The sequence below is a fragment of the Panacagrimonas perspica genome (genome assembly GCF_004364935.1).
Taxonomy (GTDB): domain Bacteria; phylum Pseudomonadota; class Gammaproteobacteria; order Nevskiales; family Nevskiaceae; genus Panacagrimonas; species Panacagrimonas perspica.
In genome coordinates this window covers 284,221-307,224 of sequence record NZ_SOBT01000012.1, presented here as the reverse complement: position 1 = coordinate 307,224, position 23,004 = coordinate 284,221, and the positions used below count along the sequence as shown (strand labels likewise).

The 23,004-nt window shown below is 66.1% G+C and carries 24 protein-coding genes and 1 pseudogene; 11 read left to right on the top strand and 14 right to left on the bottom strand.

Features of this window, described 5'->3' with window-relative positions:
- The first annotated feature begins 65 nt into the window (after positions 1-65).
- Genes DFR24_RS22960 through mdoH form a run of 3 tightly spaced genes read left to right on the top strand, consistent with a single transcriptional unit; the run spans position 66 to position 4,698 of the window.
- The gene (locus DFR24_RS22960) at positions 66-629 is read left to right on the top strand and encodes a MarR family winged helix-turn-helix transcriptional regulator (protein ID WP_162851390.1); all 564 of its coding nucleotides are present in this window, start codon (positions 66-68) and stop codon (positions 627-629) included.
- Entirely contained in the window at positions 629-2,161 is a 1,533-nt protein-coding gene (locus tag DFR24_RS22955) for a glucan biosynthesis protein G (protein WP_133883797.1), read from the top strand. The genes DFR24_RS22960 and DFR24_RS22955 overlap by 1 nt, the downstream gene beginning before the upstream one ends.
- On the top strand, positions 2,161-4,698 hold the full coding sequence (mdoH, locus tag DFR24_RS22950; RefSeq protein WP_133883796.1) for a glucans biosynthesis glucosyltransferase MdoH: 2,538 nt from the start codon (positions 2,161-2,163) through the stop codon (positions 4,696-4,698). Before DFR24_RS22955 ends, mdoH begins: the two co-directional genes overlap by 1 nt.
- Here the strand turns inward: mdoH and DFR24_RS22945 are convergent.
- Positions 4,686-5,237 (bottom strand): outer membrane beta-barrel protein, encoded by a 552-nt coding sequence (locus DFR24_RS22945; RefSeq protein WP_133883795.1) that lies wholly within the window; start codon positions 5,235-5,237, stop codon positions 4,686-4,688. The genes mdoH and DFR24_RS22945 overlap by 13 nt on opposite strands.
- A 160-nt stretch (positions 5,238-5,397) precedes the next feature.
- Here DFR24_RS22945 and DFR24_RS22940 point away from each other — a divergent pair, with 160 nt between their 5' ends.
- From DFR24_RS22940 to DFR24_RS22925, 4 genes are read left to right on the top strand one after another with little or no spacing between them, the layout of a single operon-like run.
- Entirely contained in the window at positions 5,398-6,219 is an 822-nt protein-coding gene (locus DFR24_RS22940) for a GNAT family N-acetyltransferase (protein ID WP_246051766.1), read from the top strand.
- 7 nt (positions 6,220-6,226) lie between these two features.
- On the top strand, positions 6,227-7,051 hold the full coding sequence (locus DFR24_RS22935; protein ID WP_133883794.1) for a lysophospholipid acyltransferase family protein: 825 nt from the start codon (positions 6,227-6,229) through the stop codon (positions 7,049-7,051).
- A gap of 30 nt (positions 7,052-7,081) precedes the next feature.
- Entirely contained in the window at positions 7,082-8,056 is a 975-nt protein-coding gene (lipA, locus tag DFR24_RS22930; protein WP_133883793.1) for a lipoyl synthase, read from the top strand.
- Positions 8,053-8,511: a hypothetical protein gene (locus DFR24_RS22925; protein ID WP_133883792.1), complete on the top strand. Its 459-nt coding sequence runs from the start codon at positions 8,053-8,055 to the stop codon at positions 8,509-8,511. The genes lipA and DFR24_RS22925 overlap by 4 nt, the downstream gene beginning before the upstream one ends.
- On the opposite strand, the gene pbpC is transcribed toward DFR24_RS22925, so the two are convergent.
- Genes pbpC through argC form a run of 5 tightly spaced genes read right to left on the bottom strand, consistent with a single transcriptional unit; the run spans position 8,512 to position 13,507 of the window.
- The gene (pbpC, locus tag DFR24_RS22920) at positions 8,512-10,830 is read right to left on the bottom strand and encodes a penicillin-binding protein 1C (RefSeq protein ID WP_133883791.1); all 2,319 of its coding nucleotides are present in this window, start codon (positions 10,828-10,830) and stop codon (positions 8,512-8,514) included. It abuts the gene before it with no gap.
- 4 nt (positions 10,831-10,834) lie between these two features.
- Positions 10,835-11,218 (bottom strand): iron-sulfur cluster insertion protein ErpA, encoded by a 384-nt coding sequence (gene erpA, locus DFR24_RS22915; protein ID WP_407075132.1) that lies wholly within the window; start codon positions 11,216-11,218, stop codon positions 10,835-10,837.
- On the bottom strand, positions 11,215-11,694 hold the full coding sequence (locus DFR24_RS22910; protein ID WP_133883789.1) for a bactofilin family protein: 480 nt from the start codon (positions 11,692-11,694) through the stop codon (positions 11,215-11,217). Before DFR24_RS22910 ends, erpA begins: the two co-directional genes overlap by 4 nt.
- A gap of 4 nt (positions 11,695-11,698) precedes the next feature.
- Positions 11,699-12,415: a DUF6776 family protein gene (locus DFR24_RS22905; RefSeq protein ID WP_133883788.1), complete on the bottom strand. Its 717-nt coding sequence runs from the start codon at positions 12,413-12,415 to the stop codon at positions 11,699-11,701.
- 60 nt (positions 12,416-12,475) lie between these two features.
- Complete coding sequence (argC, locus tag DFR24_RS22900) at positions 12,476-13,507, bottom strand: N-acetyl-gamma-glutamyl-phosphate reductase (RefSeq protein ID WP_133883787.1); 1,032 nt, start codon at positions 13,505-13,507, stop codon at positions 12,476-12,478.
- 64 nt (positions 13,508-13,571) lie between these two features.
- Between argC and hemJ the strand changes: the two genes are divergently transcribed.
- Positions 13,572-13,988, top strand: coding sequence for a protoporphyrinogen oxidase HemJ (gene hemJ / locus DFR24_RS22895; protein WP_133883786.1), 417 nt, complete (start codon positions 13,572-13,574; stop codon positions 13,986-13,988).
- A gap of 50 nt (positions 13,989-14,038) precedes the next feature.
- Here the strand turns inward: hemJ and bfr are convergent, their stop codons facing one another.
- The 4 genes from bfr to DFR24_RS22875 form a co-directional block, all read right to left on the bottom strand.
- Positions 14,039-14,515 (bottom strand): bacterioferritin, encoded by a 477-nt coding sequence (bfr, locus tag DFR24_RS22890; protein WP_133883785.1) that lies wholly within the window; start codon positions 14,513-14,515, stop codon positions 14,039-14,041.
- Positions 14,516-14,644: 129 nt separating this feature from the next.
- Positions 14,645-14,866 (bottom strand): bacterioferritin-associated ferredoxin, encoded by a 222-nt coding sequence (locus DFR24_RS22885; protein WP_133883784.1) that lies wholly within the window; start codon positions 14,864-14,866, stop codon positions 14,645-14,647.
- Between the two features lie 81 nt (positions 14,867-14,947).
- Complete coding sequence (locus DFR24_RS22880) at positions 14,948-15,484, bottom strand: DUF2799 domain-containing protein (protein ID WP_162851389.1); 537 nt, start codon at positions 15,482-15,484, stop codon at positions 14,948-14,950.
- Positions 15,474-15,983, bottom strand: coding sequence for an RNA pyrophosphohydrolase (locus DFR24_RS22875; protein ID WP_133883782.1), 510 nt, complete (start codon positions 15,981-15,983; stop codon positions 15,474-15,476). Before DFR24_RS22875 ends, DFR24_RS22880 begins: the two co-directional genes overlap by 11 nt.
- A 102-nt stretch (positions 15,984-16,085) precedes the next feature.
- Here DFR24_RS22875 and DFR24_RS22870 point away from each other — a divergent pair, with 102 nt between their 5' ends.
- The gene (locus DFR24_RS22870) at positions 16,086-16,763 is read left to right on the top strand and encodes a histidinol-phosphatase (protein WP_133883781.1); all 678 of its coding nucleotides are present in this window, start codon (positions 16,086-16,088) and stop codon (positions 16,761-16,763) included.
- A gap of 32 nt (positions 16,764-16,795) precedes the next feature.
- On the opposite strand, the gene DFR24_RS22865 is transcribed toward DFR24_RS22870, so the two are convergent.
- Both DFR24_RS22865 and DFR24_RS22860 read right to left on the bottom strand, forming a co-directional pair.
- Positions 16,796-16,966, bottom strand: coding sequence for a hypothetical protein (locus DFR24_RS22865; protein ID WP_162851388.1), 171 nt, complete (start codon positions 16,964-16,966; stop codon positions 16,796-16,798).
- A gap of 44 nt (positions 16,967-17,010) precedes the next feature.
- Positions 17,011-18,519 (bottom strand): SPOR domain-containing protein, encoded by a 1,509-nt coding sequence (locus DFR24_RS22860; RefSeq protein ID WP_133883779.1) that lies wholly within the window; start codon positions 18,517-18,519, stop codon positions 17,011-17,013.
- 306 nt (positions 18,520-18,825) lie between these two features.
- On the opposite strand from DFR24_RS22860, the gene DFR24_RS22855 reads away from it, so the two are divergent.
- Both DFR24_RS22855 and DFR24_RS22850 read left to right on the top strand, forming a co-directional pair.
- Positions 18,826-20,289, top strand: coding sequence for a RimK family protein (locus tag DFR24_RS22855; RefSeq protein WP_133883778.1), 1,464 nt, complete (start codon positions 18,826-18,828; stop codon positions 20,287-20,289).
- Positions 20,290-20,291: 2 nt separating this feature from the next.
- On the top strand, positions 20,292-20,774 hold the full coding sequence (locus DFR24_RS22850) for a GNAT family N-acetyltransferase (protein ID WP_133883777.1): 483 nt from the start codon (positions 20,292-20,294) through the stop codon (positions 20,772-20,774).
- A gap of 176 nt (positions 20,775-20,950) precedes the next feature.
- Here the strand turns inward: DFR24_RS22850 and DFR24_RS22845 are convergent.
- Together DFR24_RS22845 and DFR24_RS22840 are read right to left on the bottom strand one after the other, a co-directional pair.
- Positions 20,951-21,340, bottom strand: a pseudogene (locus DFR24_RS22845) (DUF805 domain-containing protein); the annotation flags it as partial.
- Positions 21,341-21,350: 10 nt separating this feature from the next.
- Complete coding sequence (locus tag DFR24_RS22840) at positions 21,351-22,919, bottom strand: helicase HerA-like domain-containing protein (RefSeq protein WP_133883775.1); 1,569 nt, start codon at positions 22,917-22,919, stop codon at positions 21,351-21,353.
- Positions 22,920-23,004 lie beyond the last annotated feature (85 nt).

Here is a 23,004-nt window from a genome sequence, read left to right as displayed (position 1 = left end):
AAGCTAGCGTCATAATGATTAGCCTGCTAACTTACTGTCAAGGTACCTACCCAACTGGTTGGCACGTGAATCCCACTGTCCCCGAATTGCAACGAAAGTTCCTGAGCCTGCTGCCGCGCAACTACTGGCTGCTGCGTAACGTGATCGACGCGCGCATGGAGCCGATGGGGCTGTCCAGTGCGCAATGGCGTCCGTTGCTGTTGCTCGACGGGGCCTCCGGGCCGATGACGCAGGTCCAGATCGCGCGTGCGCTGGGACTCGAATCGCCGACCGTGGTCCGGCTGCTCGACCGGCTCGTGGAGAAGGGATGGGTGCACCGTCGCAACTGCCCCGGCGACCGGCGTGCGTACCACGTGGAACTCACGGCGGCGGCGCGGGCGCTGTGTGCGGACATCGAGAAGGTCCTGACGGAACTGCGCGCTTCGGTGCTGGCAGCGTTTTCCCGAGCGGAATTGATGGAGGCCGTCGGGCTGATGGAACGCATCCAGGAGCGTATGGCCACGCTCGACGATGCCGGCCATTCAGTTCAAGGCAAGGCGGACGCGGTCAGCTTGTCGTCCGCCGTTACGGCTCCATCGAATAGAATGCGGACCGCTCGGCAACGCCGCCGCATCGAAAAAACAAGCTAATGCCGCAGAGACGGACCCGCATCTGGCTCAAGAACCTGTTCATCGCGCTCTGCCTGGTCCCGGCAGCGGGCGCCGCGCAGGCTTTCGACATCGAAGATGTGGCCAAGCGCGCCCAGGCGCTCGCCGCCCAGCCTTACAAGGCGCCCGAGTCACCGCTCCCCAAGGAGCTGCTCGACCTGAGCTACGACCAGTACCGCGACATCCGCTTCAAGCCCGACCAGGCGATCTGGCGCAACCGCGACCTGCCCTTCGAGCTGCAGCTCTTCCATAGCGGGCTGTATTTCAAATACCCGGTGAAGATCAACCTCGTGCACTCCGAGGGGGTCAGCCCGCTGCTGTTCAAGCCGAGCCTGTTCGACTACGGCAAGCTCAACGGGCAGCTCGATCCGAGCAAGTACAGCGGTGATATCGGATACGCGGGCCTGCGCGTCCACTACAAGCTCAACAAGGCCGACTACAAGGACGAGGTCCTGGTCTTCCAGGGCGCCAGCTACTTCCGCGCACTCGGCCGAGGACAGCGCTACGGCCTGTCCGCACGCGGACTGGCGGTGGACACCGGCATGCTCTCGGGCGAGGAATTCCCCACGTTCACCGAATACTGGGTGGTCTGGCCGCGCAACAAGGACGAGCACCTCGTCATCTATGCGCTGATGGATTCGCGACGTGTCACCGGCGCCTATCGCTACGAGCTGCGTCCGGGCGAGACCACGACGATGGACGTCCAGTCGCGGCTGTTCCTGCGTGAGAACGTGGCCAAGCTCGGCATCGCGCCGCTGACCAGCATGTATCTGTACGGCGAGAACCAGCGCGCCAACGCCGAAGACTATCGCCCGGAAGTGCACGACTCGGACGGCCTGCTGGTGCACAGCGGCAGCGGCGAATGGATCTGGCGACCGCTGACCAATCCCAAGCGGCTGATCGTGACGTCCTTCGGTTCGCAGAATCCCAAGGGCTTCGGCCTGATGCAGCGGGATCGCTCGTACGAGCATTACGAAGACCTCGAAGCGCGCTACGAGCTGCGCCCGAGCGCCTGGGTGGAGCCCAAGGGCGACTGGGGCGCCGGTCGCGTCGAGCTGGTGATGATTCCCACGCCCGACGAGACCAACGACAACATCGTGGCCTACTGGGTGCCGGACAACCCGCCGGCCGTGGGACGTCCGTTCGACATCAGCTATCGCCTGTCCTGGCAGAAGAACGACGAGACGCGCCCCGACTCCGGCTGGACCGTGCAGTCGCGCAAGGGCCATGGCTGGTCGCGCGAGCCGGACAATTCCATCCGCATGGTGGTGGATTTCGACGGACCCCGGCTGCGCGGGCTCAAGCCCGACGCCAAGGTGCTGGGCGGCATGTGGTTCAACGACAACGGCGAACTGATGGAGCGCCAGGTCTTCCGTAACGAGGTCACCGGCGCTTGGCGCCTGTCCTTCCGCTTCCGCCGGCTTGATGACGACAAGCCGGTGGAGATCCGCGCCTTCCTCAAGAACGACCAGGACACGTTGACCGAAACCTGGAGTTACCTGCTGGCGCCCTGATGGCGGACGACGCGACCTCTGCAGAACCCGCCGCGGGCCGCATCGCGGACTATCTCGATCGCCTGCCGCTGGACACCGAACGTCGCGCGGCGATCCTCGAGCGCATTGCCGGCGAAACCACCGGCGCAGCGTTCGCACAGATCCACGCCGAGCTGTCCGGCCGCGACGGCGCCGGCCCGCAGAATTCGGTCGGAGCCCGCCTGAGGCAGGACTGGACCCGACGTCACCGCCGGGGCGACGCCGAACTCGACAGCGTCCTGCAGTCCGATCGCCACGGTCACGCGCGTCTGGTCACGATGCCACCGCTGGCGCGTGCATCGATGACGCCGCTGCCCTGGGACACCAATCTCGTTGCACGCATCGCCAAGCGCGTCGCGGCCGCCAAAGTCCCGCGGCGTGGCCTGATGGCCAGCCGCCTGCCAGGCGCCACGCTCGACGTGCCGGTGCCCGATCCCGAACGTGAATTGCACTGGCAGGGCGCTGCCCGCCTGCGCCGGCTGATCCTGGTCGCGCTGGTCATCGGCCAGACTTGGCTCGCCGCCTATTTCATGACGGCAATCCTGCCGTACCACGGCAGTCACTGGCTCGAGATGATCCTGCTGACCCTGTACTCGATCCTGTTCGCCTGGGTCGGCATGGGCTTCTGGACTGCGCTGATGGGATTCTGGGTACTGATACGCGGGAAGGATCGCTACTCGATCAACGCGACCGCGGCGCCGGATGCGCCGATCGTTCCGGATGCCCGCACCGGCATCCTGGTGCCGATCTGCAACGAAGACGTGGCGCGCGTGTTCGCCGGCATCCGCAGCACCTATGACTCGCTCGCCCGCACCGGCGAACGCGAGCACTTCGACTTCTTCATCCTCAGCGACACCAGCGAGGCGGACACGCGCGTGGCGGAGCTCGAAGCCTGGCTCAAGCTGTGTCGCGAAGTGAACGGCTTCGGCCATATCTTCTATCGCCGCCGCACGAACCGCATCCGGCGCAAGTCGGGCAACGTCGCCGACTGGTGCCGACGCTGGGGCAGCCAGTACCGCTACATGATCGTGCTGGACGCCGACAGCGTCATGAGCGGCGGCTGCCTCAAGCGCCTCGTGCAGCTCATGGAGGCCAACCCGAAGGCCGGCATCATCCAGACGGCGCCGCGCGCGGCCGGACGCGACACGCTCTACGCGCGTATCCAGCAGATGGCCACGCGGATCTACGGTCCGCTGTTCACGGCCGGCCTGCACTATTGGCAGCTCGGCGAGAGCCACTACTGGGGTCACAACGCGATCCTGCGCGTCGCGCCGTTCATGCGGCACTGCGCGCTCGGCAAGATCGAGGGCAAGGGTCCGCTTGCCGGCGAGATCCTGTCGCACGATTTCGTCGAGGCCGCGCTGATGCGTCGCGCTGGCTGGTCGGTGTGGATCGCCTACGACCTGCCGGGCAGCTACGAGGAAATGCCGCCGTCGCTGCTCGACGAACTCAAGCGCGATCGCCGCTGGTGCCAGGGCAATCTGCAGAATTTCCAGTTGTTCACCGCCAAGGGCTTGCATCCGGCGCATCGCGCGGTGTTCATGACCGGCGTCATGGCCTATCTGTCGGCGCCGCTGTGGTTCCTGTTCCTGGTCTGTTCGACGGCCCTGCTCGGCATCAGCGTGATGGCCGAGCCGGTGTACTTCCCCGAGCCCTACCAGCTCTTCCCGCTGTGGCCCGAGTGGCATCCGGAATGGGCGATCCGCCTGTTCGGCGCCACCGCGACCCTGCTGTTCCTGCCCAAGATCCTCGCCACCGTGCTGCTACTGGTGAAGCGCTCGGAGCTGCGTGGTTTCGGCGGTCCGCTGCGACTGGTGGCGAGCGTCGCGATCGAAACCCTCTTCTCGGCGTTGCTGGCTCCGATCCGGATGCTGTTCCACACCAAGTTCGTGCTCGGGGCGCTGCTGGGCTGGAAGCTGGTATGGAAGTCGCCGCCGCGCGGTGACAACGAGACCACATGGCGCGAAGCCTTCGAGAAGCACGGCATGGGCAGCCTGCTGGGCCTGGTGTGGGCCGGCGGCGTGTTCTGGCTGCAGCCGCAGTTCCTGTGGTGGCTGCTGCCCGTCGTCGGCAGCCTGATCATGGCGATCCCGCTGTCGGTATGGTCATCGCGCGTCAGTCTGGGACGCGGATTCCGCTCGGCGCGCCTGTTCCTGATCCCGGAGGAGTCGATGCCTCCGCGTGAACTGCGCTGGCTGTGGATGGCCGTGCGACGTGAGCGCGAACCGCTCGCCGATTTCCGCAAGGCCGTCACCGATCCGGTGACCAACGCGCTGGTGTCGACGGCCGGCATCCCGCGCACGCGGCGACCTGCGGCCTTGATCGAACAACGCGAGCAGCTGATCGAACGCGCGCTCAACGACGGGCCGGAATCGCTGAACGACGTGCAGCGCAATGTCCTGCTGTACGACCCGCTGCTGCTGGGCCGGCTGCACGAACGCATCTGGACGTCGAGCAAGCCTCACGCTGGCTGGGGCGTTACCGCCCCAGCCGCGCCGCCAGTCTCTCAGTCCGTGTAGAACGAGTAGACGAGGCCGACCGTTGCGAGCGTGAGGTCTTCCTTGTTTGCGAAGTCCTCGACACCGAACAGCACCTGCACGTCGAGATTCAGCCCGAAGTGCTCGGTAAACATCCAGTTGCCACCGATGCCCAGCATGCCGCCGCTGCCGTCATCGTCGGCGCTGCCACCCGGGCCTTCGAGCTTCGAGTCCTGCATGTAGCCGCCGCCCTTTATCAGGATGTCGGAGCCGGTATCGCTGAGCGGAAGACGGAAGCCCACCGCCGCGGTAAAGCCATCGAACGACAGCGAGACGTCATCGACATCGTCGATATCCATGTCGCCGGAATCGAAGTACTGCACTTCGAAGTAGAGCGGGAGGTCCGACGAGCGATAGCCGGCGAACGCGCGGTATGCGGTGCCCTCGTCGACATCGTCATATTTCGACAGCTGCGACATGCCGACGCCGCCACCGACCACGATCTCTGCCGACGCCGTCTGATGCACGAGCGCGGCGCATAGCGCGACTGAAGCCAATCCCCACGACCGAACGCTGATCATCGTTACCTCCCGAGTGGATATTCACCGCGCGTGGCGGCACACCGAGTATGCACGCATCGCGGGAACGGGCGGCGTCGGTGTCACCGAAGTTTCACTGCGCTTTCACGGTGATCACACGCGGCTTTCATAGATTTTCCTCGTCATGAAAAAGGAAAATCGAATGTCCGCCATCATCGAGATGAGCCCTGGCGCCACCGGCGCCGTCCGTGAGTCGCAGTCCTCGGACCTGCCCCGCTTCGAAGTGCGTTTTGCGCGCAACGAAGAAGAGATTCTCGAATCCCAGCGCCTGCGCTACCGCATCTTCGCGGGCGAGATGGGCGCCCAGATCGACGGCGGCGCCGAAGGCGTCGACCGCGACCAGTACGATCCCTGGTGCAGCCATCTGCTGGTGCTCGACACACAGAACGGCCGGCTGGTGGCCTGTACGCGCCTGCTCACCGACGACAAGGCGCCCAATGCCGGCGGCTTCTACTCTTCAGGCGAGTTCGACCTGGCGATGCTCGATGCCCTGCCCGGGCGCGTGGCCGAGATCGGCCGCACCTGCGTGGATGCGGAGTACCGCAGCGGCGCCGTCATCGCGACGCTCTGGCAGGGCATCGCGGCGCACGTCATGACGCACGGCTTCGATTACCTGTTCGGCTGCGCCAGCATCGGGCTGGAGGACGGCGGCGCGCAGGCGCACGCGATCCTGCAGCAGATCCGCGGCAAGTACCTGTCGCCGGACTATCAGCGCGTGCGGCCCTACTACCCGCTGCCGGCCGTCGACGGAACGCTCGCAGAGAAGGTACGCATGCCGCCGCTGCTGAAGGCCTACGTGAGCCTCGGCGCGAAAGCCTGCGGCGAGGCGTACTGGGATCGCGAATTCAATTGCGCCGACGTCTTCATGCTGCTCAACGTCACCGACCTCAATCCGCGCTACGCACGGCACTTCCTCGAACGCGCGGCCGGCAGTGTGCAGACGCTCGCGGCCGGCCACGCCTGAGATCGGCATGCTCCCCGCGGGTTACATGAGCTTCGGACAAGGACCCGAGGTCGGCTTGCTCCGGTTCCTGTTGCGCAGCACGGCGCTGCTGGTCCTGATCGTCTACGGCATGTTGATGATCGCGCTGCTGCGCCTGGATTTCTGGCGAAGGCTGAAGCCCGAGCCGATGGCGAGCCACTGGTCGCGTCTGCTGCTGGGCCTGCTGAACATGAGGCTGCGTGTTCGCGGCGCGGTGCCGATGGAAGGGGGCCGCATGATCGTGGCCAACCACGTTTCCTGGATCGACATCCAGGTGATGTGCGCGGTCGCCTCGACGCGCTTCGTGTCGAAGTCCGAGGTGCAGCACTGGCCGGTGGCCGGATGGCTGGCCGATGCGGCCGGCACGTTCTACATCCGTCGCGGCAAGGGCGGCGCACGGCCGCTGCTCAACGAGCTGTTGCCCTTTCTGCAAGCCGGTGGCGCGGTGACGATCTTCCCCGAGGGCACGACGAGCGATGGCCGCGACGTGCTGCCCTTTCATCCGCGCCTGTTCTGCGCGGCCATCGATTCCCGCCGACCGGTCCAGCCGGTGGCGTTGCGCTACGGGCTGGATCGGGCGGGCCACAACATCGCGCCCTTCATCGGCGACGACGACCTCGTCTCGCACCTGCTGCGCCTGCTGCGCTGCCGCGGACTGGACGTCGAGGTCAGCTTCGGCCGGCCGCTGCAGCCGGAGGGCGCCACCCGCGAAGAGCTGGCCGAGGCCGCGCGCTCGTCGATTCGCGAGGCGCTGGCGCATTCGATGCTGGAAACGGCAACCGATACCGTCGCTCCGGAACTTTTGACGGCCTGAGCCGGCGCAACGGGGCGTAAACTACGCCCCATGAGCACTCCCCCCCTAGCGCCCGCGCCGGTCGTGCCGGGCGTCAAGCTGCGCGGCGCCGACAAGATGGCGCGCATCCCCGTGAAGTTCGAAGCGACGGCCGAGCTGCCGCGCAAGCCCGCCTGGATCCGTGCACGGCTCGGCAATTCGCCGGAAGTGGATCGCATCAAGTCGATCCTGCGTGCGCAGGGCCTGCACACGGTCTGCGAGGAAGCCAGCTGCCCGAACCTGTCCGAATGCTTCGGCAAGGGCACCGCCACCTTCATGATCATGGGCGACATCTGCACGCGGCGTTGCCCGTTCTGCGACGTCGCGCATGGGCGCCCGAAACCGCTGGACACCGATGAGCCGGCCAAGCTGGCGCAGACGATCGCGGCAATGAAGCTCAAGTACGTCGTGATCACCAGCGTGGACCGCGATGACCTGAAAGACGGTGGCGCGGCTCACTTCGCGTCCTGCATCCGGGAATCGCGGATCGCCAGTCCCAGCCTGAAGATCGAAGTGCTCGTGCCGGATTTCCGCGGCCGCATGGATCCGGCCCTGGCGATCTTCAAGGACACGCCACCCGACGTCTTCAACCACAACCTCGAAACCGTGCCGCGCCTGTACAAGCAGGCGCGCCCGGGCTCCGACTACGACTGGAGCCTGGACTTGCTCGAACGCTTCAAGGGCCTGCATCCGGAGGTGCCGACCAAGTCGGGCCTGATGCTGGGGCTCGGAGAAGAGATCGAGGAGATCGAGCAGGTGATGCACGACCTGCGCGCGCACAAGGTCGACATGCTCACGCTGGGGCAGTACCTGCAGCCGTCCAGAAACCATCTGCCGGTTGCGCGCTTCGTGCACCCCGACGAATTCGATCGCCTGCGCGTCGTCGGCGAGGCCATGGGCTTCGCACACGTGGCGAGCGGACCGATGGTGCGTTCGAGCTATCACGCCGACCAGCAGGCCCACGGCATCGTCCAAGGAGCGGCATGAGGCGGCATGGGCCGCCGCTCGCCGCGCTGCTGACGCTTGCCGCCTTCTGCGCCTCCGCGGCCGATCTGGGCGAGTGCGTCGGCATCAAGGACGATGCGGTGCGGCTGTTCTGCTACGACCGTGTCGCGGGGCGCGCGCCGCCGGCGACCGCGGATTCGCCGGCTCCACCCGCCGTCGCGGCTCCGACTGCCGCGGCGCCCGCCGCAGCCGCTCCTGAACCCGTAGAACCCAAGCGCATCGAGTCCCGCATCGTCGGTAGCTTCGACGGCTGGCGCCAGGGCACCCGGTTCAAGCTCGAGAACGGACAGACCTGGGAATCGATCGGCACGAGCACATTCAACGTGCGCAAGATCGAAGGGCCGCAAGTGGTCCTCGAGCGCGATTTCCTGGGTCAGCTCAAGATGAAGATCGACGGCGTCGGCACGCGGGTCGCCGTGCGACGCATCGACGAGTAGCTAACGGACCAGCTCCACCCGCAGTTCGCGTTGGTCCGACCGGCCGCGCTCGTCGAGCGCGCTGACGCTGAAGCGACCGGGCCGCGTGGGCACCCATCCGAGCGCGACTCCCGGTGCCGACTGACCCACGAAGGCTTCGTCGACGAACCAGTACAGTGTGCGAACGTCGCCGTCCGCGTTGGCGTTCAGGCTCAGTCGCTCCGTCTCCATCTGCGCGTCGCGCACGCCGTAGCTCACCCCCGTCATCGGCGACACGATCTGTGGCGGCGACCCCTGCGCCACACCCAGGCTGCAATCGCCCGTCGGCGGTGGCGCACGGCGCGGAATGCCGGCTTGCGAGAACAGGCGCATCAGGTCGGACGGCCAGAACTCGTGCAACTCCCATCGCACGTTGGCCGGGTCGAACGGCGGGCAGGCCTGCCTGCCCGTGCGCGTGTCCACCGCGATGCGTCGATGCACCTGCGACAGGCGGATCGGTGACACGCCCGGAATGAACCAGGTGCTCGTGCGCAACGGGCAATCCGTGTTCGGCAGATCGCCCGACGCACTGCACACTTCCACCCTGGCCAGGTGCAGCGGCTGGGTCACAGCGGGCTCCACGTACCCGGGCTGCGCACGCGTCGCATCGACCATCCGGAAGAACAGCGGTGCAGCGGCACGAACGCCGACGAAGGCCGGATTGGGGCGTCCGTCGAATTCACCTATCCAGACGGCGAGCACGTAGGGTCCGAACACGCCCGCCGTCCAGGCATCACGGAATCCCCAGGACGTCCCGGTCTTCCAGGCCACCCGCACGCCCTTGCCGACGCCCTGGATCACGAGGTCGTCGGGGCGCGGGTTCTGCCGCAGCATGTCCAGGACCATGAAGCTCGCCTCGTCGGAGAGCAGGCGCGTGCCGTCGGCGGTTTCGGGGTCGTCCTGCAAGTAACGCAGCGGACGCAGACGGCCGCGATTGGGCAGCAGGGCGTAAAGACGCAGCATTTCCTCCATCGTGGTCTCGCCGCCGCCGAGCGCGAGCGCAAGGCCGTAATGCGATTCGGAGGCCATGCGGGTCACGCCGCCGCGCTTCAGGAACTCGTAGAAACCGGGCGACTTGAGCCGCGAATCCAGCGCCACCGCGGGAACGTTGCGCGAGCGAATCAGGGCCTGCGTGGCATCAATGGGACCGACGAACGCGCCGTCGAAATTCTCGGGCGTGAACGGCCCGAACGACGTCGGCGCGTCCTTGAGCACGGAGCGCGGATGGATCAGGCCCTGGTCGATCGCCAGCGCGTAGATGAACGGCTTGAGTGCGGATCCGGGCGAGCGCTTCGCGTGCGTCCCGTCGACCTGACCGAGCAGACCGGCATCGAAGAAGCGGGCCGAACCGATCGCGGCCTTGACGCTCATGTCGCGCCAGTCGACCAGCATCGCCGCAGCATTGCGCAGACCGATGCGCGATCCGCGCGCGAGGTACTCGCGCATCTCGCGCTCCAGCGCCCGCTGCAGGTCGAGATCCAGCGTGGTCTGCAGACGCGCTGCGCCCGCGTGCTCGCGCACCAGGCGATCGACGAAGTGCGGAGCCGAGAACGGCAGTTGGGCGAGGCTGCCGTAGCGAAGCGGCAACGCCACCAGGCCCCGCTCCCGCTCATCCTGTGGATGGCGCGACACCCAGCGCTCGAACAGCCTCAGGCGTGCCGCCAGCAGGTTCGGCGGCTCGGTCCGGGCCGGCCCTCGTGCGCCTGGAGCCTGCGGAATCAGCACCAGGCTCAACGCCTCGGGCAGCGAAAGCTGGTCGGCGGACTTGTTGAAGTACACCCGGCTCGCGGCGCCGACGCCCTGCAGGTTGCCGCCGTAGGGCAGCAGGTTGAGATGGGCCTCGAGCAGGTCGTGCTTGGAATACCGCGCTTCCAGCCACAGCGCCCGCAGGATCTGGCCCAACTTGCCCGCGATCGACGTGGTGTCGATGTCGTAATACAGGCGCGCGAGCTGCATCGTCAGCGTCGATCCGCCCTGGCGGGCGCCGCCGGTCGCCAGCGCCCAGGTCGCGCGAACGAGCGCTGCGACATCGACTCCGGGATGCCACCAGAAGCTGCGGTCTTCATGCAGCAGCAGCGCATCGACGAACACCGGAGAGACCGATTCGATCGGTGTCCACAATCGGTACTGCTGATCGCGCGCGAGCGTCAGCCGAAGCAGCCGGCCCTTGGCGTCGAAAACCGCCTGCGACTGTGCGATGGATGCCGCGAGCGGTTCTCGTGGCCGGTAGCGAATGACAGCGAGTACGCAGATCGCGACGAGGGCGACGACCGCTACCGCGCGAAGCCGCCGACGGAGGATCGGCTCAGACCGAGAACGAGGAGCCGCAGCCGCAGGTGGTGCTGGCGTTGGGATTGCGGATGACGAACTGCGCGCCTTCGACGCTTTCCTTGTAGTCGATTTCCGCGCCGGTGAGGTACTGCAGGCTCATCGGGTCGACCACGAGGCGGACACCGTGGTTCTCGACCTGAAGGTCGTCTTCCTCGGCCGTATCGTCGAACTTGAATCCGTACTGGAATCCGGAACAGCCGCCGCCGGTGATGAACACGCGCAGCACCTGGCTGGGATTCTCTTCCTCGTCCAGCAGTTCCCGCACCTTGCGCGCGGCGGAGTCGGTGAACACCAGGGGAACATCTGCCAGCACTTCAGCTTCCATCTCGATAACCCTCTCGCTACCCGCCTCGCTCAGGAGGCGACCTTGGGACGGCGCAGGTCGCGCACGTCACGCAGATCTCCAACCGCAAAATCACCGCGCATCTCATGCATGGACGCCGGGGCTCGCTCGCCGCCCGGGTCGTGCACCAGTTGCCCGTTGACCTCTGCACCCGCCTGAACTTCCAAGCGGTTGTAATAGACATTGCCGGTGACCCGGGCGTTCGGCGCCAGCGTCATCTTGTCGCTTGCGTAGATGTTCCCGGAAACCTGTCCATTGATGGTCAGGATGGGGACGCTCACGTCACCTTCAATGGAGCCGGCTTCGCTGACGGACAGGATGGCCGCGTCGCCAGGCGTCGACAGCACCTTGCCCTTGATACGGCCATCCACGTGAAGACCGCCCGTGAACAGCACATCGCCGCGAATTTCAGTGTTGCTGCCGACCAGCGTGTCGACCACACCCGGCTTGCGCTTGCGCGGCTTGCTGCCGTCGTTTCCGAAGAGAGACATCAGATCACTCCTTGGCGGCTGCGAGCCGGGACCAATCGAAGGATTCCTCGACTTCTGCCGCCTCGTTCTTGCCGTCTTGCACACGCAGCGTAACCGTTACACGTGAAGGCAGGAATCCCGACGGCAGCGTCAGCTCGCCGCCGAACTCCTGGAAAGCCCGGAAAGTGAAGCTCTTGTCGGACGGCTTGCCGGCCTGCAACTCGGACAAGCCGAGCGTCTTCATCTGCTTGCCGAGCGCGCCGGCCACCTTGAGATCCCAGCGGCCCGTCACCGTGTGATCCCTGCGCGTGGGCTGCACCACCACCAGTTCGTAGCGCCAGACACCGGTTTCGCCGGTGGGCCGCATCGCCATGCGCAGGATCCGCACACCCGCCCGGACTTCCTGTTCCGGGGCCGCCACGTTGCGGTAGAACGCGAGTTGCTCGCGCAATTCGGCCTGCTGCGATTCAAGGCTCGCCACGCTGCCGCGCAAGGCCTCGCAGGCCTGCACGTCGATCTCGCAGGACCGGGCCTCGAACGTGGAACGTCCCTTGATCTCCGACAACTCGCTTCGCGCGGCCCGCAGTTCGCGGGTCAGGCGGCGCCGCTCCTCGCGCAACTGGTCGACCTCGGAAGCCTTGTCAGGGTACTGGCCGATGCCGCCGCCGTCCCTTCCATAGCGATAGGCCGCATACGCCGCGCTGACCAGCACGACGACGGCGACTGCGGTCGCAGCGGCCACCCTGCCCCACGATCGGCGACCGTGCCGGACGACGACCCGGTGCTGCACGGCCGCGCTCGATCAGGGCGCCAGCGCCGGACCGTCCAGGCCCTGCGTTTCGGGGAACCCGAACATCAGGTTGAAGCACTGCAATGCTTGGCCCGAGGCGCCTTTGACCAGGTTGTCGATCGCCGCCAGGATCACCAGCGTCTTGCGATCCGGCGCCCGGTGCAGCGCGATTCGGCAGACATTGCTGCCACGGACGCTGCGGGTTTCCGGGTGCTCGCCGGCCGGCATGACGTCGACGAAGGGCTCGCCGCGGTAGCGCAGCTCGTACTTGGACTGGAAGTCCATATCCGGATCCTTCGGCCGCACGTAGATCGTCGCGTGGATACCGCGACTCATCGGCGTCAGATGCGGCACGAACGTCAATTGCACCGATTCGCCCGCGAAAACGGCGAGCTGTTGCTCGATTTCCGGAAGGTGCCGATGTCCCGCGACGCCATAAGCCTTGAGGCTGTCGGTTGCCTCGCAGTACAGCGAGCCGATCTTGGCCTCGCGACCGGCGCCGGTGACTCCGGATTTGCAGTCCGCGATGATGCCTGTGGTCTCGAGGGCCCCGAGTTCCAGCAGCGGCATCAGCGCCAGCTGCACGGCCGTCGGATAGCAGCCCGGGCTGGCGACCAGCCGTGCGTGGGCAATCGAGAAACGATCGAATTCGGGGAGGCCGTAGACCGCTTCCTGCAGCAGATCGAACGCCGTGTGCGGCATCTTGTACCAGCGCTGGAAGACGTCCCGATCCTTGAGCCGGAAATCGGCGGACAGATCGATGATGCGCACGCCGCGCTCGATGAGCTGAGGCGCCATCTGCATGCAGGTGCCGTGCGGGGTCGCGAAGAACACCGCGTCGCACTTGGCCAGGCGCTCGATATCCGGAGATTCGAAGACGGCGTCGCAGTATCCGCGCAGCTGCGGAAACAGCTGATCGGCGCGCTTGCCCGACTCCTGACGCGACGTCAGGACCTCGACGTGCGCGCCCTGATGATGCGCAAGCAGCCGCAGGAGTTCGACCCCGGTGTAACCGGTGCCGCCGACGATACCGACCTTGGTCATTTGCGTTCCGACCGCGAAAGGGTCGCTATTCTAACGGCTGACTTCTGAATCCACGTCGCCACTCATGCTTTGGATCAAAGCTTTCCATGTCATCTTCATGGTCACCTGGTTCGCGGGGCTGTTCTACCTGCCGCGCCTGTTCATCTATCACCTCGAAGCCAAGACTCCCGACGAGCACGCGCGCTTCTGCACGATGGAGCGAAAGCTCTACGCGATGATGACCATCGGCATGGTGCTGACCTGGGCTTTCGGCATCTGGATGATCACGCTGGTGCCCGAGTACATGAAGATGGGGTGGCTACATGCGAAGCTGGCGCTGGTGGTAGCGCTGTCGGGCTACCAGGGCTGGCTCAAGGTCAACCTGCGCAAGTTCGCGGCCGGCACCAACACGCATTCGGGAAAATTCTGGCGCTGGGTCAACGAGGTGCCGGCGATCGTGCTGATCGCGGTGGTGATCCTGGTGATCGTCAAACCGTTCTGAGCCCAACAAAAAGCCCCGCTGTGCGGGGCTTTTCATATCGGAACAGCTGCTTATTCGATTTCGCCGCTGACGCTCTGGATGTAGTTCTGCAGGCCCATCCGTTCGATCAGCCCGAGTTGCTCTTCGATGAAATCGATGTGCTCTTCCTCGCTCTCCTGGATACGCACCAGCAGTTCGCGCGTCACGTAGTCACGCACCTGCTCGCAGTAGGCGATCGCTTCCTTGTACATCGGGTGCGCTTCCAGCTCACGCTTGAGATCGCACTCCAGGACTTCCTTGACGTCCTCGCCGATGAACAGCTTCCCGAGGTCCTGGAGGTTGGGCAGACCTTCGAGGAAGAGGATCCGCTTCATCAGCGAATCCGCATGCTTCATCTCGTCGATCGACTCTTCGTATTCCTTCTTTCCGAGTTTCTTCATGCCCCAGTTGTCCAGCATCCGGGCGTGCAGGAAGTACTGGTTGATCGCAGTCAGTTCGTTTCGGAGGGCGAGATTGAGGTACTCGAGGACCTTGGCGTCACCGCGCATGGCAGGGCTTCCGGTAGAGAAGCCGCGAGTCTAGTCCGCCACACCTCGATCGTCCAGCCTAAGTAGCTGAAGACGAAGGAATTTCAATTGCTTTTACGTGCGATTCTCAAACGCGTCGAATCGCGATCTTCAGGCCGTCGCCTGTATCAAGGCCGGTGACATCATGTCGGCAAGCTTCATCGGCTGCGATTCGACGGCCTGGGAGAGAACCTCGCGCGCCTGAGGAACACACTTGCCGCAGCAGGTACCGACGCCGAGCTCGCGGCTCAGCTCCCGCAGACTGACGACGCCCTCACTCGCGGCACGGCGAATGCGCTTGTCGGAAACGGCCTTGCAGATGCAGACGATCATGGCTCGCAAAATTAAAGTTAATGCGAATGATTGTCAACCGTGTGCCGGGGAGCCACAGGCCGGTGGCGAAAGGCGATGGATTCAGTACCGGCGGCGCCACTCGTTCTCGAGCCGGTCATGTGCGCGTCGCAGCCAGTGCGAACGGTCGTACAAGTCCGAAAGCTGGCGCCGGGCGTCCTTTCGGGTCGCGTCGTCAACCTTGTCGCTGACCAAGCGGTCCTGCAGGGTCTCCACGCGTCGGTCGAGATCGGCCATCTCGCGTTCCACGTCGTAGGTTTCCTTGCCCAGTTCGTACGCCGAAACGAAATCGGCCTCGGACTGCGCCGGACAGACGCGCGAGTAGTAGCCGCCGCCTCGCCCCACCTTGTACCCGTTGTCAACGGTGCAGTAATTCAGCAGACCGGTCTCGTAGCCCTCCTGCCACTCGGCGTCGTTCGCCGACATGCCGAACTCTGAACAGGCCTTGCGATGGTCGTCGAGCCGCGTGCGCGGGTAGCCGTCGGTGCCGTCGCGAATGCCGAGCTGATACCAGTCCGCCGTACGGCATTCGGATTCGTTCAGCGTCGCGCAGCTGCTCAGCGCGAGCGCCGCGACGAGCATAAGCAGGCTATACCGCATCGACAGCGGAGGATTCCGGCGGAGCAATTCCCAGCAGCGGGGCCAGTTCGCGCAGCGCACCACGGTAGACATCGCGCTTGAACTCCACGACTTCCGTCAACGGAAGCCACCAGTTGACCCAGCGCCAGCCTTCAAACTCCGGCTGCGGGCCTGCATCGAATCGGACCTTGCTCTCTGCGCCGGCCGTGAGGCGCAGCACGAACCATTTCTGCCGCTGCCCGATGCAGGTACGGCCGCGGCCACGCCGCACGAACTGGCTCGGTAGCCGGTAGCTGTACCAGCCCACCGTGCATCCGATGATCTCCACATCATCCAGTGACAGTCCCAGCTCCTCGTGCAGCTCGCGGGCCATCGCCTGCTCCGGCGATTCCCCATGCTGGATGCCACCCTGCGGGAACTGCCAGGCGTCCTGACGCACCCGTTTGGCCCACAGCACCTCGCGGGCCTGGTTGGCCACGATGATGCCGACATTGGGGCGAAAGCCGTCTGCGTCGATCACGGGAGATGCCGCGGAAATCGTCGTCCGATTGTGCACGGGGCCCTGCGGCCGCGAAAGCGCGAACTGGAATGCGGTGCTCGGAAACCGGACACTGCGCGGCAAATGAATCTCGCCATATTCGATCTCGACAACACCCTGCTGGCCGGGGACAGCGACTACCTCTGGGGTCGCTTCCTGGTCGACCTCGGCCTCGTGGACGGCGCCGCCTACGAGCGTCAGAACCAGATCTTCTACGAGCGCTATTGCGACGGGACCCTCGACATCGTCGAATTCTCGCGCTTCGCCTTCGCGCCGCTGGCCCGCAACCCGCTCTCCACGCTGCTCGAATGGCGTGCCCGCTTCATACGAGAGCGCATCGGACCCGTCGTGGCGCCACTCGCGCCCGCGCTGCTCGAGCGTCATCGCAGCCAGGGCGATCGCCTGCTGATCACCACGGCGACCAATCGCTTCATCACCGAGCCCATCGCGGAGTTGCTGGGGGTGGACGTGCTGATCGCGACCGATCCGGAGTTCGTCGATGGCCGCTACACGGGCGAACTCAGCGGGACACCCAATTTCCGCGAGGGCAAGGTCACGCGCCTCAAGGCCTGGCTCGCCGAGCAGCCCGCGCCGCCGGAGCGCATCAGCTGTTATTCGGACTCGCACAACGATTTGCCGCTGCTGCTGCTGGCCGACTCGCCCGTCGCGGTCGATCCGGACGATCGTTTACGCCAGACCGCCGAGCAGTGCGGCTGGCCCGTGATCAGCCTGCGCGGCGAGGCCGTGCAGGTGCAGGGCTAGCGAGGAGCGGTCCTGCAGAGCTTGCCGATGAGCTATTTCCCAGGTTCATCGAGAACGAGTTGCTCGATCCGGCGCAGCTGCAGCTGCAGCCTGCGCCGGTTGCCCGCCGCAACCGCGATGGCGAATCTCACAGCCTCGATATGCTCGATCGGATAGCGCGAGCCGTCCACGTCCGGATGGCCGCCGCGGCCTTCGTGGACCACCCGAAACACCAGCGGGTCTTCTCCCGTCGAAGCGGTCCGGCGACCTAGTACTTCGCCAGCCAGGCCGTCGCATCCGGGGCCTGGATCATGAATGCTTCGAGGGCCTTCTGCGCTTCCTCGCGTGCAGCGAATTCGCCGAAACCGATGCGGTATCCATGTCGATCGCCGACGCGGTATTCCCTCGCTTCCACCGTCCAGCCGCGCGCTTTCAGGCGCTCGGCTTCCGTCTCCGCCTTCAGGCGCTCGGGCATCGACGCCAGGACCACACGCCACCGGCGCCCATCGTCAACGGCAGGCTCCGGCTCTGCAGGCGCTGCCAAGGCGACTTCGGTGACCTGCTGCGCCGCAGGCTTCGCAGCACCGGCTTCGTCGACCGGCGAGGCGGACGATCCCGCCGCGGAAGTCACCGCGCTGCTCGATGCTGCCTCTGCCTGGACAGGTGAAGGAGCCGCCGGCAAAGGGGTGGATTGCGGCTTCGCGGATGCCTTGGCCGTAGGCGCGACCGGCTCGACAACAGGCGCTTTGGGTTGCGTGACTGGCAGATTCGGCCACACCGGCGTCTCGATGGGCGCCGGTGTGGCCATTGTCACGACGCTGGCGGCAGGCATCTCGGGATCCTTGACGGGAGCGGTGGCGACCGCGATCGGCGGCGTCGGCTTGCCCTCGACCGGCGGCGGTGTCGGCTTGGCTTCGCCCGCTACCGGCTCTGCCGCCTTGACGACTGGCGCCACGGTTTCCACCGGCAGGGCCGGCGTACGAAGAGCAGCGGCCGCGGGCGCCTTTTCGATGACGACGTGCGCAGGAGCAACGGCCGGCGTGATGGCGACCGGCTTGGGAGACTCAGCCGCGGGAGCCGGCTCGACGAGCGCAACCACCGCGGGCTCGGGTTCGACCGGGAGCGGCAGTGCCTTGATCTTCGGTTCGGGCTTCGGCTCCAGGGCAACCGCCGGGGCGCGGACGCCCAGCAGCGCAACCCGCTCCTCGAGCACGCTCAAGGGCACCATCGACCATTGCGCCGTGAGCCCGGACTGCCGCAAACACTGTCCCGGCACATCCAGTCGCACGGCGCCGCTCGGTTGCTGTGCGTCGATCGCGCCGGCGATGAGGCAGACCTGTCCGCCGCGATCACTCAGTTCGGTCCATCCCTCGGCTCCGGAAATCCGCAGCCTCAGATCGCCGACATTGAGCCGCACGTCCCTGGCCTGATGCGGCCCCGCCGCCCGCGAATCAATTCGCAATGCGCCGCTCGCGACGCGAAGGCGGAGCGCGCCCTTCTCGACGCTGTGCACCAGCAGATCGGTATTGCCACCGACCGAGACCGTCGGCGCACCGCTCAGCGAAAGGTCGGCGCGACCGTCGGTACCGGTCTGGATCTGCGTCCCCTGCTCCAGGTTCTTGCCCGGAAGTACGCCGCTGTGCACCGTACCGATGACCTGCACCACCTCGCCTTCGAATCGTTCGATCTTCACCGGCAGCGGCGCTGCGACCGCAGCCGCCGAAGCAAGCGCCGCGACCATCGCGGCAAGGCAGGTGCGCAGGTGCGGCATGAGCATTGGGGACCGTCGGATGGCGGAGGCGCGCCGGAGTTCGCGACGGTAAGCCGCGCCCTCGCCTTTGGCAACACGCTTCGGGGCATGCGGCGGCACTTGGCGGAGGGACTCTTTGCTAGCATGCGCGGGCGGTCGACAACCTCCATCAACCGATCGCTTCCTCCATGCCCAACGCGCGCGCCGAAGAACCTCCGGGGCCCTGTCTCCGATGAGACGACGGCTTTGTCTCCACCGTCCGTCCCGTAGTGCCGCGGCCCTTTTCCGGCATGCGCGCGCTCGCGTCCTGCCACCTCTTTTGAAGTACACCCGATGAGCGGCCTCGTCGTTGTCGACACGCGTTCCGACTGGCCGCTGCAGATTCCCGGCATGCAGATCGTCACCGCCTGGGAATACCTCTCGCTCGAACCCGAAACGCTCGCGCGCAACGTGCGCGTCTACAACCTGTGCCGCAGCTTCGGCTACCAGACCACGGGCTACTACGTGTCGCTGCTCGCCGGTGCGCGCGGGCATCGCCCGCTGCCCGACATCACGACGATCCAGGATCTGAAGCTCGCCGAAGCGCCGAGCGTCCTCAACGACGAGATCGAGGAACTGATCCAGACCAGCCTCGCGCGCATCGGCTCGCCCGAGTACGTACTCAACGTCTATTTCGGCAATTCCCCGTCGAAGCGGCACGAACGTCTCGCACGGGCGCTGTTCAACCTGTTTCCCGCGCCGCTGCTGCAGGCCACGTTCGTCTATCGCGGCGACGAGTGGCGCGTCGCGCAGCTGGGTCCGATCGCTCTCGGCGAGGTGCCGACCTCGCACCGCGAGCTGATGCACCAGGCTGCGCGCGATTACTTCACGCGCCGGCGCATGCCGCGTGCACGTCGCGACTCCGCGCGTTACGACCTGGCGATCCTGGTCAACGAGGACGAGAAGGAACCGCCTTCGAACGCGCGCGCCCTCAAGCTGTTCGAGAAGGCCGCGGAGAAGCTCGGCTTCGAAGTGGACTTCATCGACAAGTCGGACTACGGCCACGTCGCCGAATACGACGCGCTGTTCATCCGCGAAACCACGGCGGTGAACCACCACACCTACCGCTTCGCCCGTCGTGCGGCACGCGAGGGTCTGATCGTCGTCGACGACCCGGTGTCGATCCTGCGCGCCACCAACAAGGTGTTTCTCGCGGAGCTGATGGATCGCCACCGCATTCCGCAGCCCAAGACGGTTCTGATCCATCGCGGCAACGTGTCGTCGGTCGCGCGCGAGCTGGGCTTCCCCTGCGTGCTCAAGCAGCCCGACTCGCAGTTCTCGAAGGGCGTCATCAAGGTCGACAACGAGGCCGAGCTCAAGCGCGAGACACGCGAGCTGCTCGAGCGCAGCGACATCATCATCGGCCAGTCCTTCGAGCCCACCGAGTACGACTGGCGTGTCGGCGTGCTCGATGGCGAACCGCTGTATGCCTGCCGCTACTACATGGCTGAAGGCCACTGGCAGGTGGTGAAGCGCGAGGGCGCCAAGAAGCACGAGGGCAACCACGAGACGATCGACGTCAAGGACGTTCCGAAGAACGTGCTGAGCATCGCGGTGCAGGCAGCCCGCGCCGTCGGCCGCGGGCTCTACGGCGTGGACCTCAAGCAGTTCGGCACCGTCGTGAAGGTGGTCGAGGTCAACGACAACCCGAACATCGACTACGGCGTCGAGGACCTGTTCCTCAAGGAAGCGCTGTATCGCAAGGTCATGGAGTTCTTCGTGCGGCGCCTGGAGGCGCGAACCAAGGACACGCGCTAACCATGCGCGGCCGGCAGCCCAGCGTGAGCCGGATCCGGGTGCGCGCCGCGAAGCTGGCCGATGTTCCCGCGATGCTCGCGCTCGAAGCGCTGTTTCCTTCGGACCGGATGTCGGTGCGCAGCATCCGCCGCTTCGTCACCGCCGCGAGCGCACGCGTATTCGTCGCAACCGGTGACGAGGCCCTGCTCGGCAATCTGGTGCTGCTGCTTCGCGCCCGCAGCACGAAGGCGCGCATCTACTCCGTCGTGGTCGACCCGCAGGCGCGGGGTCTGGGAATCGGCAACCGGCTCGTCGAGGCCGCGGAACGAGCCGCAAAATGTGAACGGCGCAGCGCGGTGACGCTGGAGGTTCGAGCCGACAACGCGGTCGCACGCGCGTTGTACGCAAAGCGCGGATATATCGAGGAGCAGCGCCTGCCCAGGTTCTACAACGACGGGGCGGACGGATTGAAGCTCATCCGAAATTTCAAGGGGCGAAATCCGTAGGGTGCGCCGTGCGCACGCGAATGGCGCTCACCGCGTGCGCGGAGCGCACCCTACGCCCGCTGATCCGGGTCTTCGAGCCGGCCCGACCGTAGCCCGGACCAATCCCGGGATGCCCTCGTCGACGAGGCGAAATCCCGGACTTCGTCCGGGCTACGCGAGCGACGTGATCCGCGCCGCTAACGCAGCATCAGCGACACGCCATAAGCCAGCCCGATTCCCGCGGCAGCGGACGGAATCATCCACCACAGCTTCACCGGTTCGCTCGCGCGGCGCCGGTCGGACGTCAGCAGCAATCCCAGTCCCAGCGCCGAGAACGGCAGGAACGCGATGGCCGCCGGCACGGCGAGCACCGACATCCATCCCGGCATGCCGGCGTCGTAGGCGCGCGCCGCGACGATCCACGACAACGCGAGCAGGCAGACCGCCATGACGACGAAGTGGCGCACGTCGCCTTCGCTGTCCATCACGCCGCCGCGGGTCTGGGCGCCAAGCACGATCAGCGCCAGTGTCACCAACGCCGGCAGCCAGAACGCGATGTGAACCCAGTAGCGCGAGCGGTTCACGCGCCGGGCCGGATCAGCGCTTCGTCAGCGAGCCGAGGATGCCGCGCAGCAAGCTGCGTCCCACTTGGCTTCCGATGCTCGTCGCCAGGCTGCGCGTGGCGCTCTTCACCGCCGTCTCGACGACGGTATCGCTGCGTCGTGATGGCGCGCGCGGTGCGGCGGGCGCCCGGCCACGAGAGGCCGGCCCGTAGGCATCACGAACGTCCTTCTTCCAGTCGGCGTCGGCCCTGGCTGCCGCCTTCGCCGCGGCGGCATCCGCTTTCACCTGATCGGCCTGCGCCTTGGCGGCGCTGGCATCTTCCGCGGCGCGGTTCGCGCGCTGCGTCAGCAATTCGTACGCGGACTCGCGATCCACGGCCTTCTCGTAACGACCCGACACCGGACTGCGGCCGATGATGAGCTGACGCTCCGCCGGCGTGATGGACCCCATGCGCGACTTCGGTGGACGGATCATCGTCTTCTCGACGATGCCCGGGATGCCGCCTTCCTGCAGCGTCGACACCAGCGCCTCGCCGACGCCCAAGGTCGTGATCACCGCTTCGACGTCGAGCTTCGGATTCACGCGTAACGTCTCGGCCGCCGCCTTGACCGCTTTCTGGTCGCGCGGCGTGAACGCGCGCAGCGCGTGCTGCACGCGATTGCCGAGCTGACCCAGCACCGTGTCCGGCAGGTCCAGCGGATTCTGCGTGACGAAGTAGATGCCCACGCCCTTGGAGCGGATCAGGCGCACGACCTGCTCGATCTTCTCGAGCAGCGCCTTCGGCGCGTCATTGAACAGCAGGTGCGCCTCGTCGAAGAAGAACACGAGCTTGGGCTTTTCCAGATCACCCGCCTCGGGCAGTTCCTCAAACAGTTCGGCCAGCAGCCACAGCAGGAACGTCGAGTACAGGCGCGGCTTCTGGTAGAGCTTGTCCGCAGCGAGCACGTTGACGATGCCGCGACCGGACAGGTCGACGCGCATCAGGTCCGCCAGCTCCAGCGCCGGTTCGCCGAAGAACGCATTGCCACTGTCCTGCTCGAGCCCGATCAGGCCGCGCTGGATCGCGCCGACCGACGAGGTGCTGATCAGGCCGTAGTCCGGCCCCAGCGCCTTGGCGTTCTCGGCCACGTGCGACAAGGCCGCTCTCAGATCCTTGAGATCGAGCAGCGCCAGACCCTGGTCGTCGCAGTACTTGAAGACCAGCATCAGCACCGCTTGCTGCACGTCCGAAAGATCGAGCAGCCGCGCCAGCAGATCCGGACCCATGTCGGAGACGGTGCCGCGCACCGGGTGACCCTGTTCGCCGAAGACGTCCCAGAACACCGTCGGACAGGCTTGCGGTGCGTAGCCGGCGACCCCGATCTGCGCGGCGCGCTCGGCCAGCTTGGGCTTGGCCTCGCCCGCCATCGCCACGCCGGACAGATCGCCCTTGATGTCGGCTGCGAACACCGGCACGCCCAGTTCGGAAAATCCCTCGGCCAGGACTTGCAGCGTGATCGTCTTGCCGGTTCCCGTCGCACCGGCGATCAGACCGTGCCGGTTGGCGTACTTCGGAAGAATGACCTGGGGCGTTTCGCCCTTGCCGATCAGCAGCGGTTCCATGGAATTACCGGGTAGTGGAATGACGCTGTTCTAGCGGTTGACGGCGCGGGTGGCAATTCGCAAGGACGAAGACCCCGTAGCCCGG

Bases quoted from the DNA above. Each gene is read 5' to 3' on its own strand.
- DFR24_RS22860 (WP_133883779.1), bottom strand. From the start codon at position 18,519: ATGCTCATGCCGCACCTGCGCACCTGCCTTGCCGCGATGGTCGCGGCG.
- bfr (WP_133883785.1), bottom strand. From the start codon at position 14,515: ATGCGCGGTGACGCCAAGGTCCTCGAGTACCTCAATCTCGCCCTCCGA.
- DFR24_RS22955 (WP_133883797.1), top strand. From the start codon at position 629: ATGCCGCAGAGACGGACCCGCATCTGGCTCAAGAACCTGTTCATCGCG.
- mdoH (WP_133883796.1), top strand. From the start codon at position 2,161: ATGGCGGACGACGCGACCTCTGCAGAACCCGCCGCGGGCCGCATCGCG.
- DFR24_RS22940 (WP_246051766.1), top strand. From the start codon at position 5,398: ATGTCCGCCATCATCGAGATGAGCCCTGGCGCCACCGGCGCCGTCCGT.
- DFR24_RS22880 (WP_162851389.1), bottom strand. From the start codon at position 15,484: ATGCGGTATAGCCTGCTTATGCTCGTCGCGGCGCTCGCGCTGAGCAGC.
- DFR24_RS22945 (WP_133883795.1), bottom strand. From the start codon at position 5,237: ATGATCAGCGTTCGGTCGTGGGGATTGGCTTCAGTCGCGCTATGCGCC.
- DFR24_RS22855 (WP_133883778.1), top strand. From the start codon at position 18,826: ATGAGCGGCCTCGTCGTTGTCGACACGCGTTCCGACTGGCCGCTGCAG.
- DFR24_RS22870 (WP_133883781.1), top strand. From the start codon at position 16,086: ATGAATCTCGCCATATTCGATCTCGACAACACCCTGCTGGCCGGGGAC.
- lipA (WP_133883793.1), top strand. From the start codon at position 7,082: ATGAGCACTCCCCCCCTAGCGCCCGCGCCGGTCGTGCCGGGCGTCAAG.
- hemJ (WP_133883786.1), top strand. From the start codon at position 13,572: ATGCTTTGGATCAAAGCTTTCCATGTCATCTTCATGGTCACCTGGTTC.
- DFR24_RS22925 (WP_133883792.1), top strand. From the start codon at position 8,053: ATGAGGCGGCATGGGCCGCCGCTCGCCGCGCTGCTGACGCTTGCCGCC.
- DFR24_RS22885 (WP_133883784.1), bottom strand. From the start codon at position 14,866: ATGATCGTCTGCATCTGCAAGGCCGTTTCCGACAAGCGCATTCGCCGT.
- argC (WP_133883787.1), bottom strand. From the start codon at position 13,507: ATGACCAAGGTCGGTATCGTCGGCGGCACCGGTTACACCGGGGTCGAA.
- DFR24_RS22850 (WP_133883777.1), top strand. From the start codon at position 20,292: ATGCGCGGCCGGCAGCCCAGCGTGAGCCGGATCCGGGTGCGCGCCGCG.
- DFR24_RS22910 (WP_133883789.1), bottom strand. From the start codon at position 11,694: ATGTCTCTCTTCGGAAACGACGGCAGCAAGCCGCGCAAGCGCAAGCCG.
- DFR24_RS22935 (WP_133883794.1), top strand. From the start codon at position 6,227: ATGCTCCCCGCGGGTTACATGAGCTTCGGACAAGGACCCGAGGTCGGC.
- DFR24_RS22840 (WP_133883775.1), bottom strand. From the start codon at position 22,919: ATGGAACCGCTGCTGATCGGCAAGGGCGAAACGCCCCAGGTCATTCTT.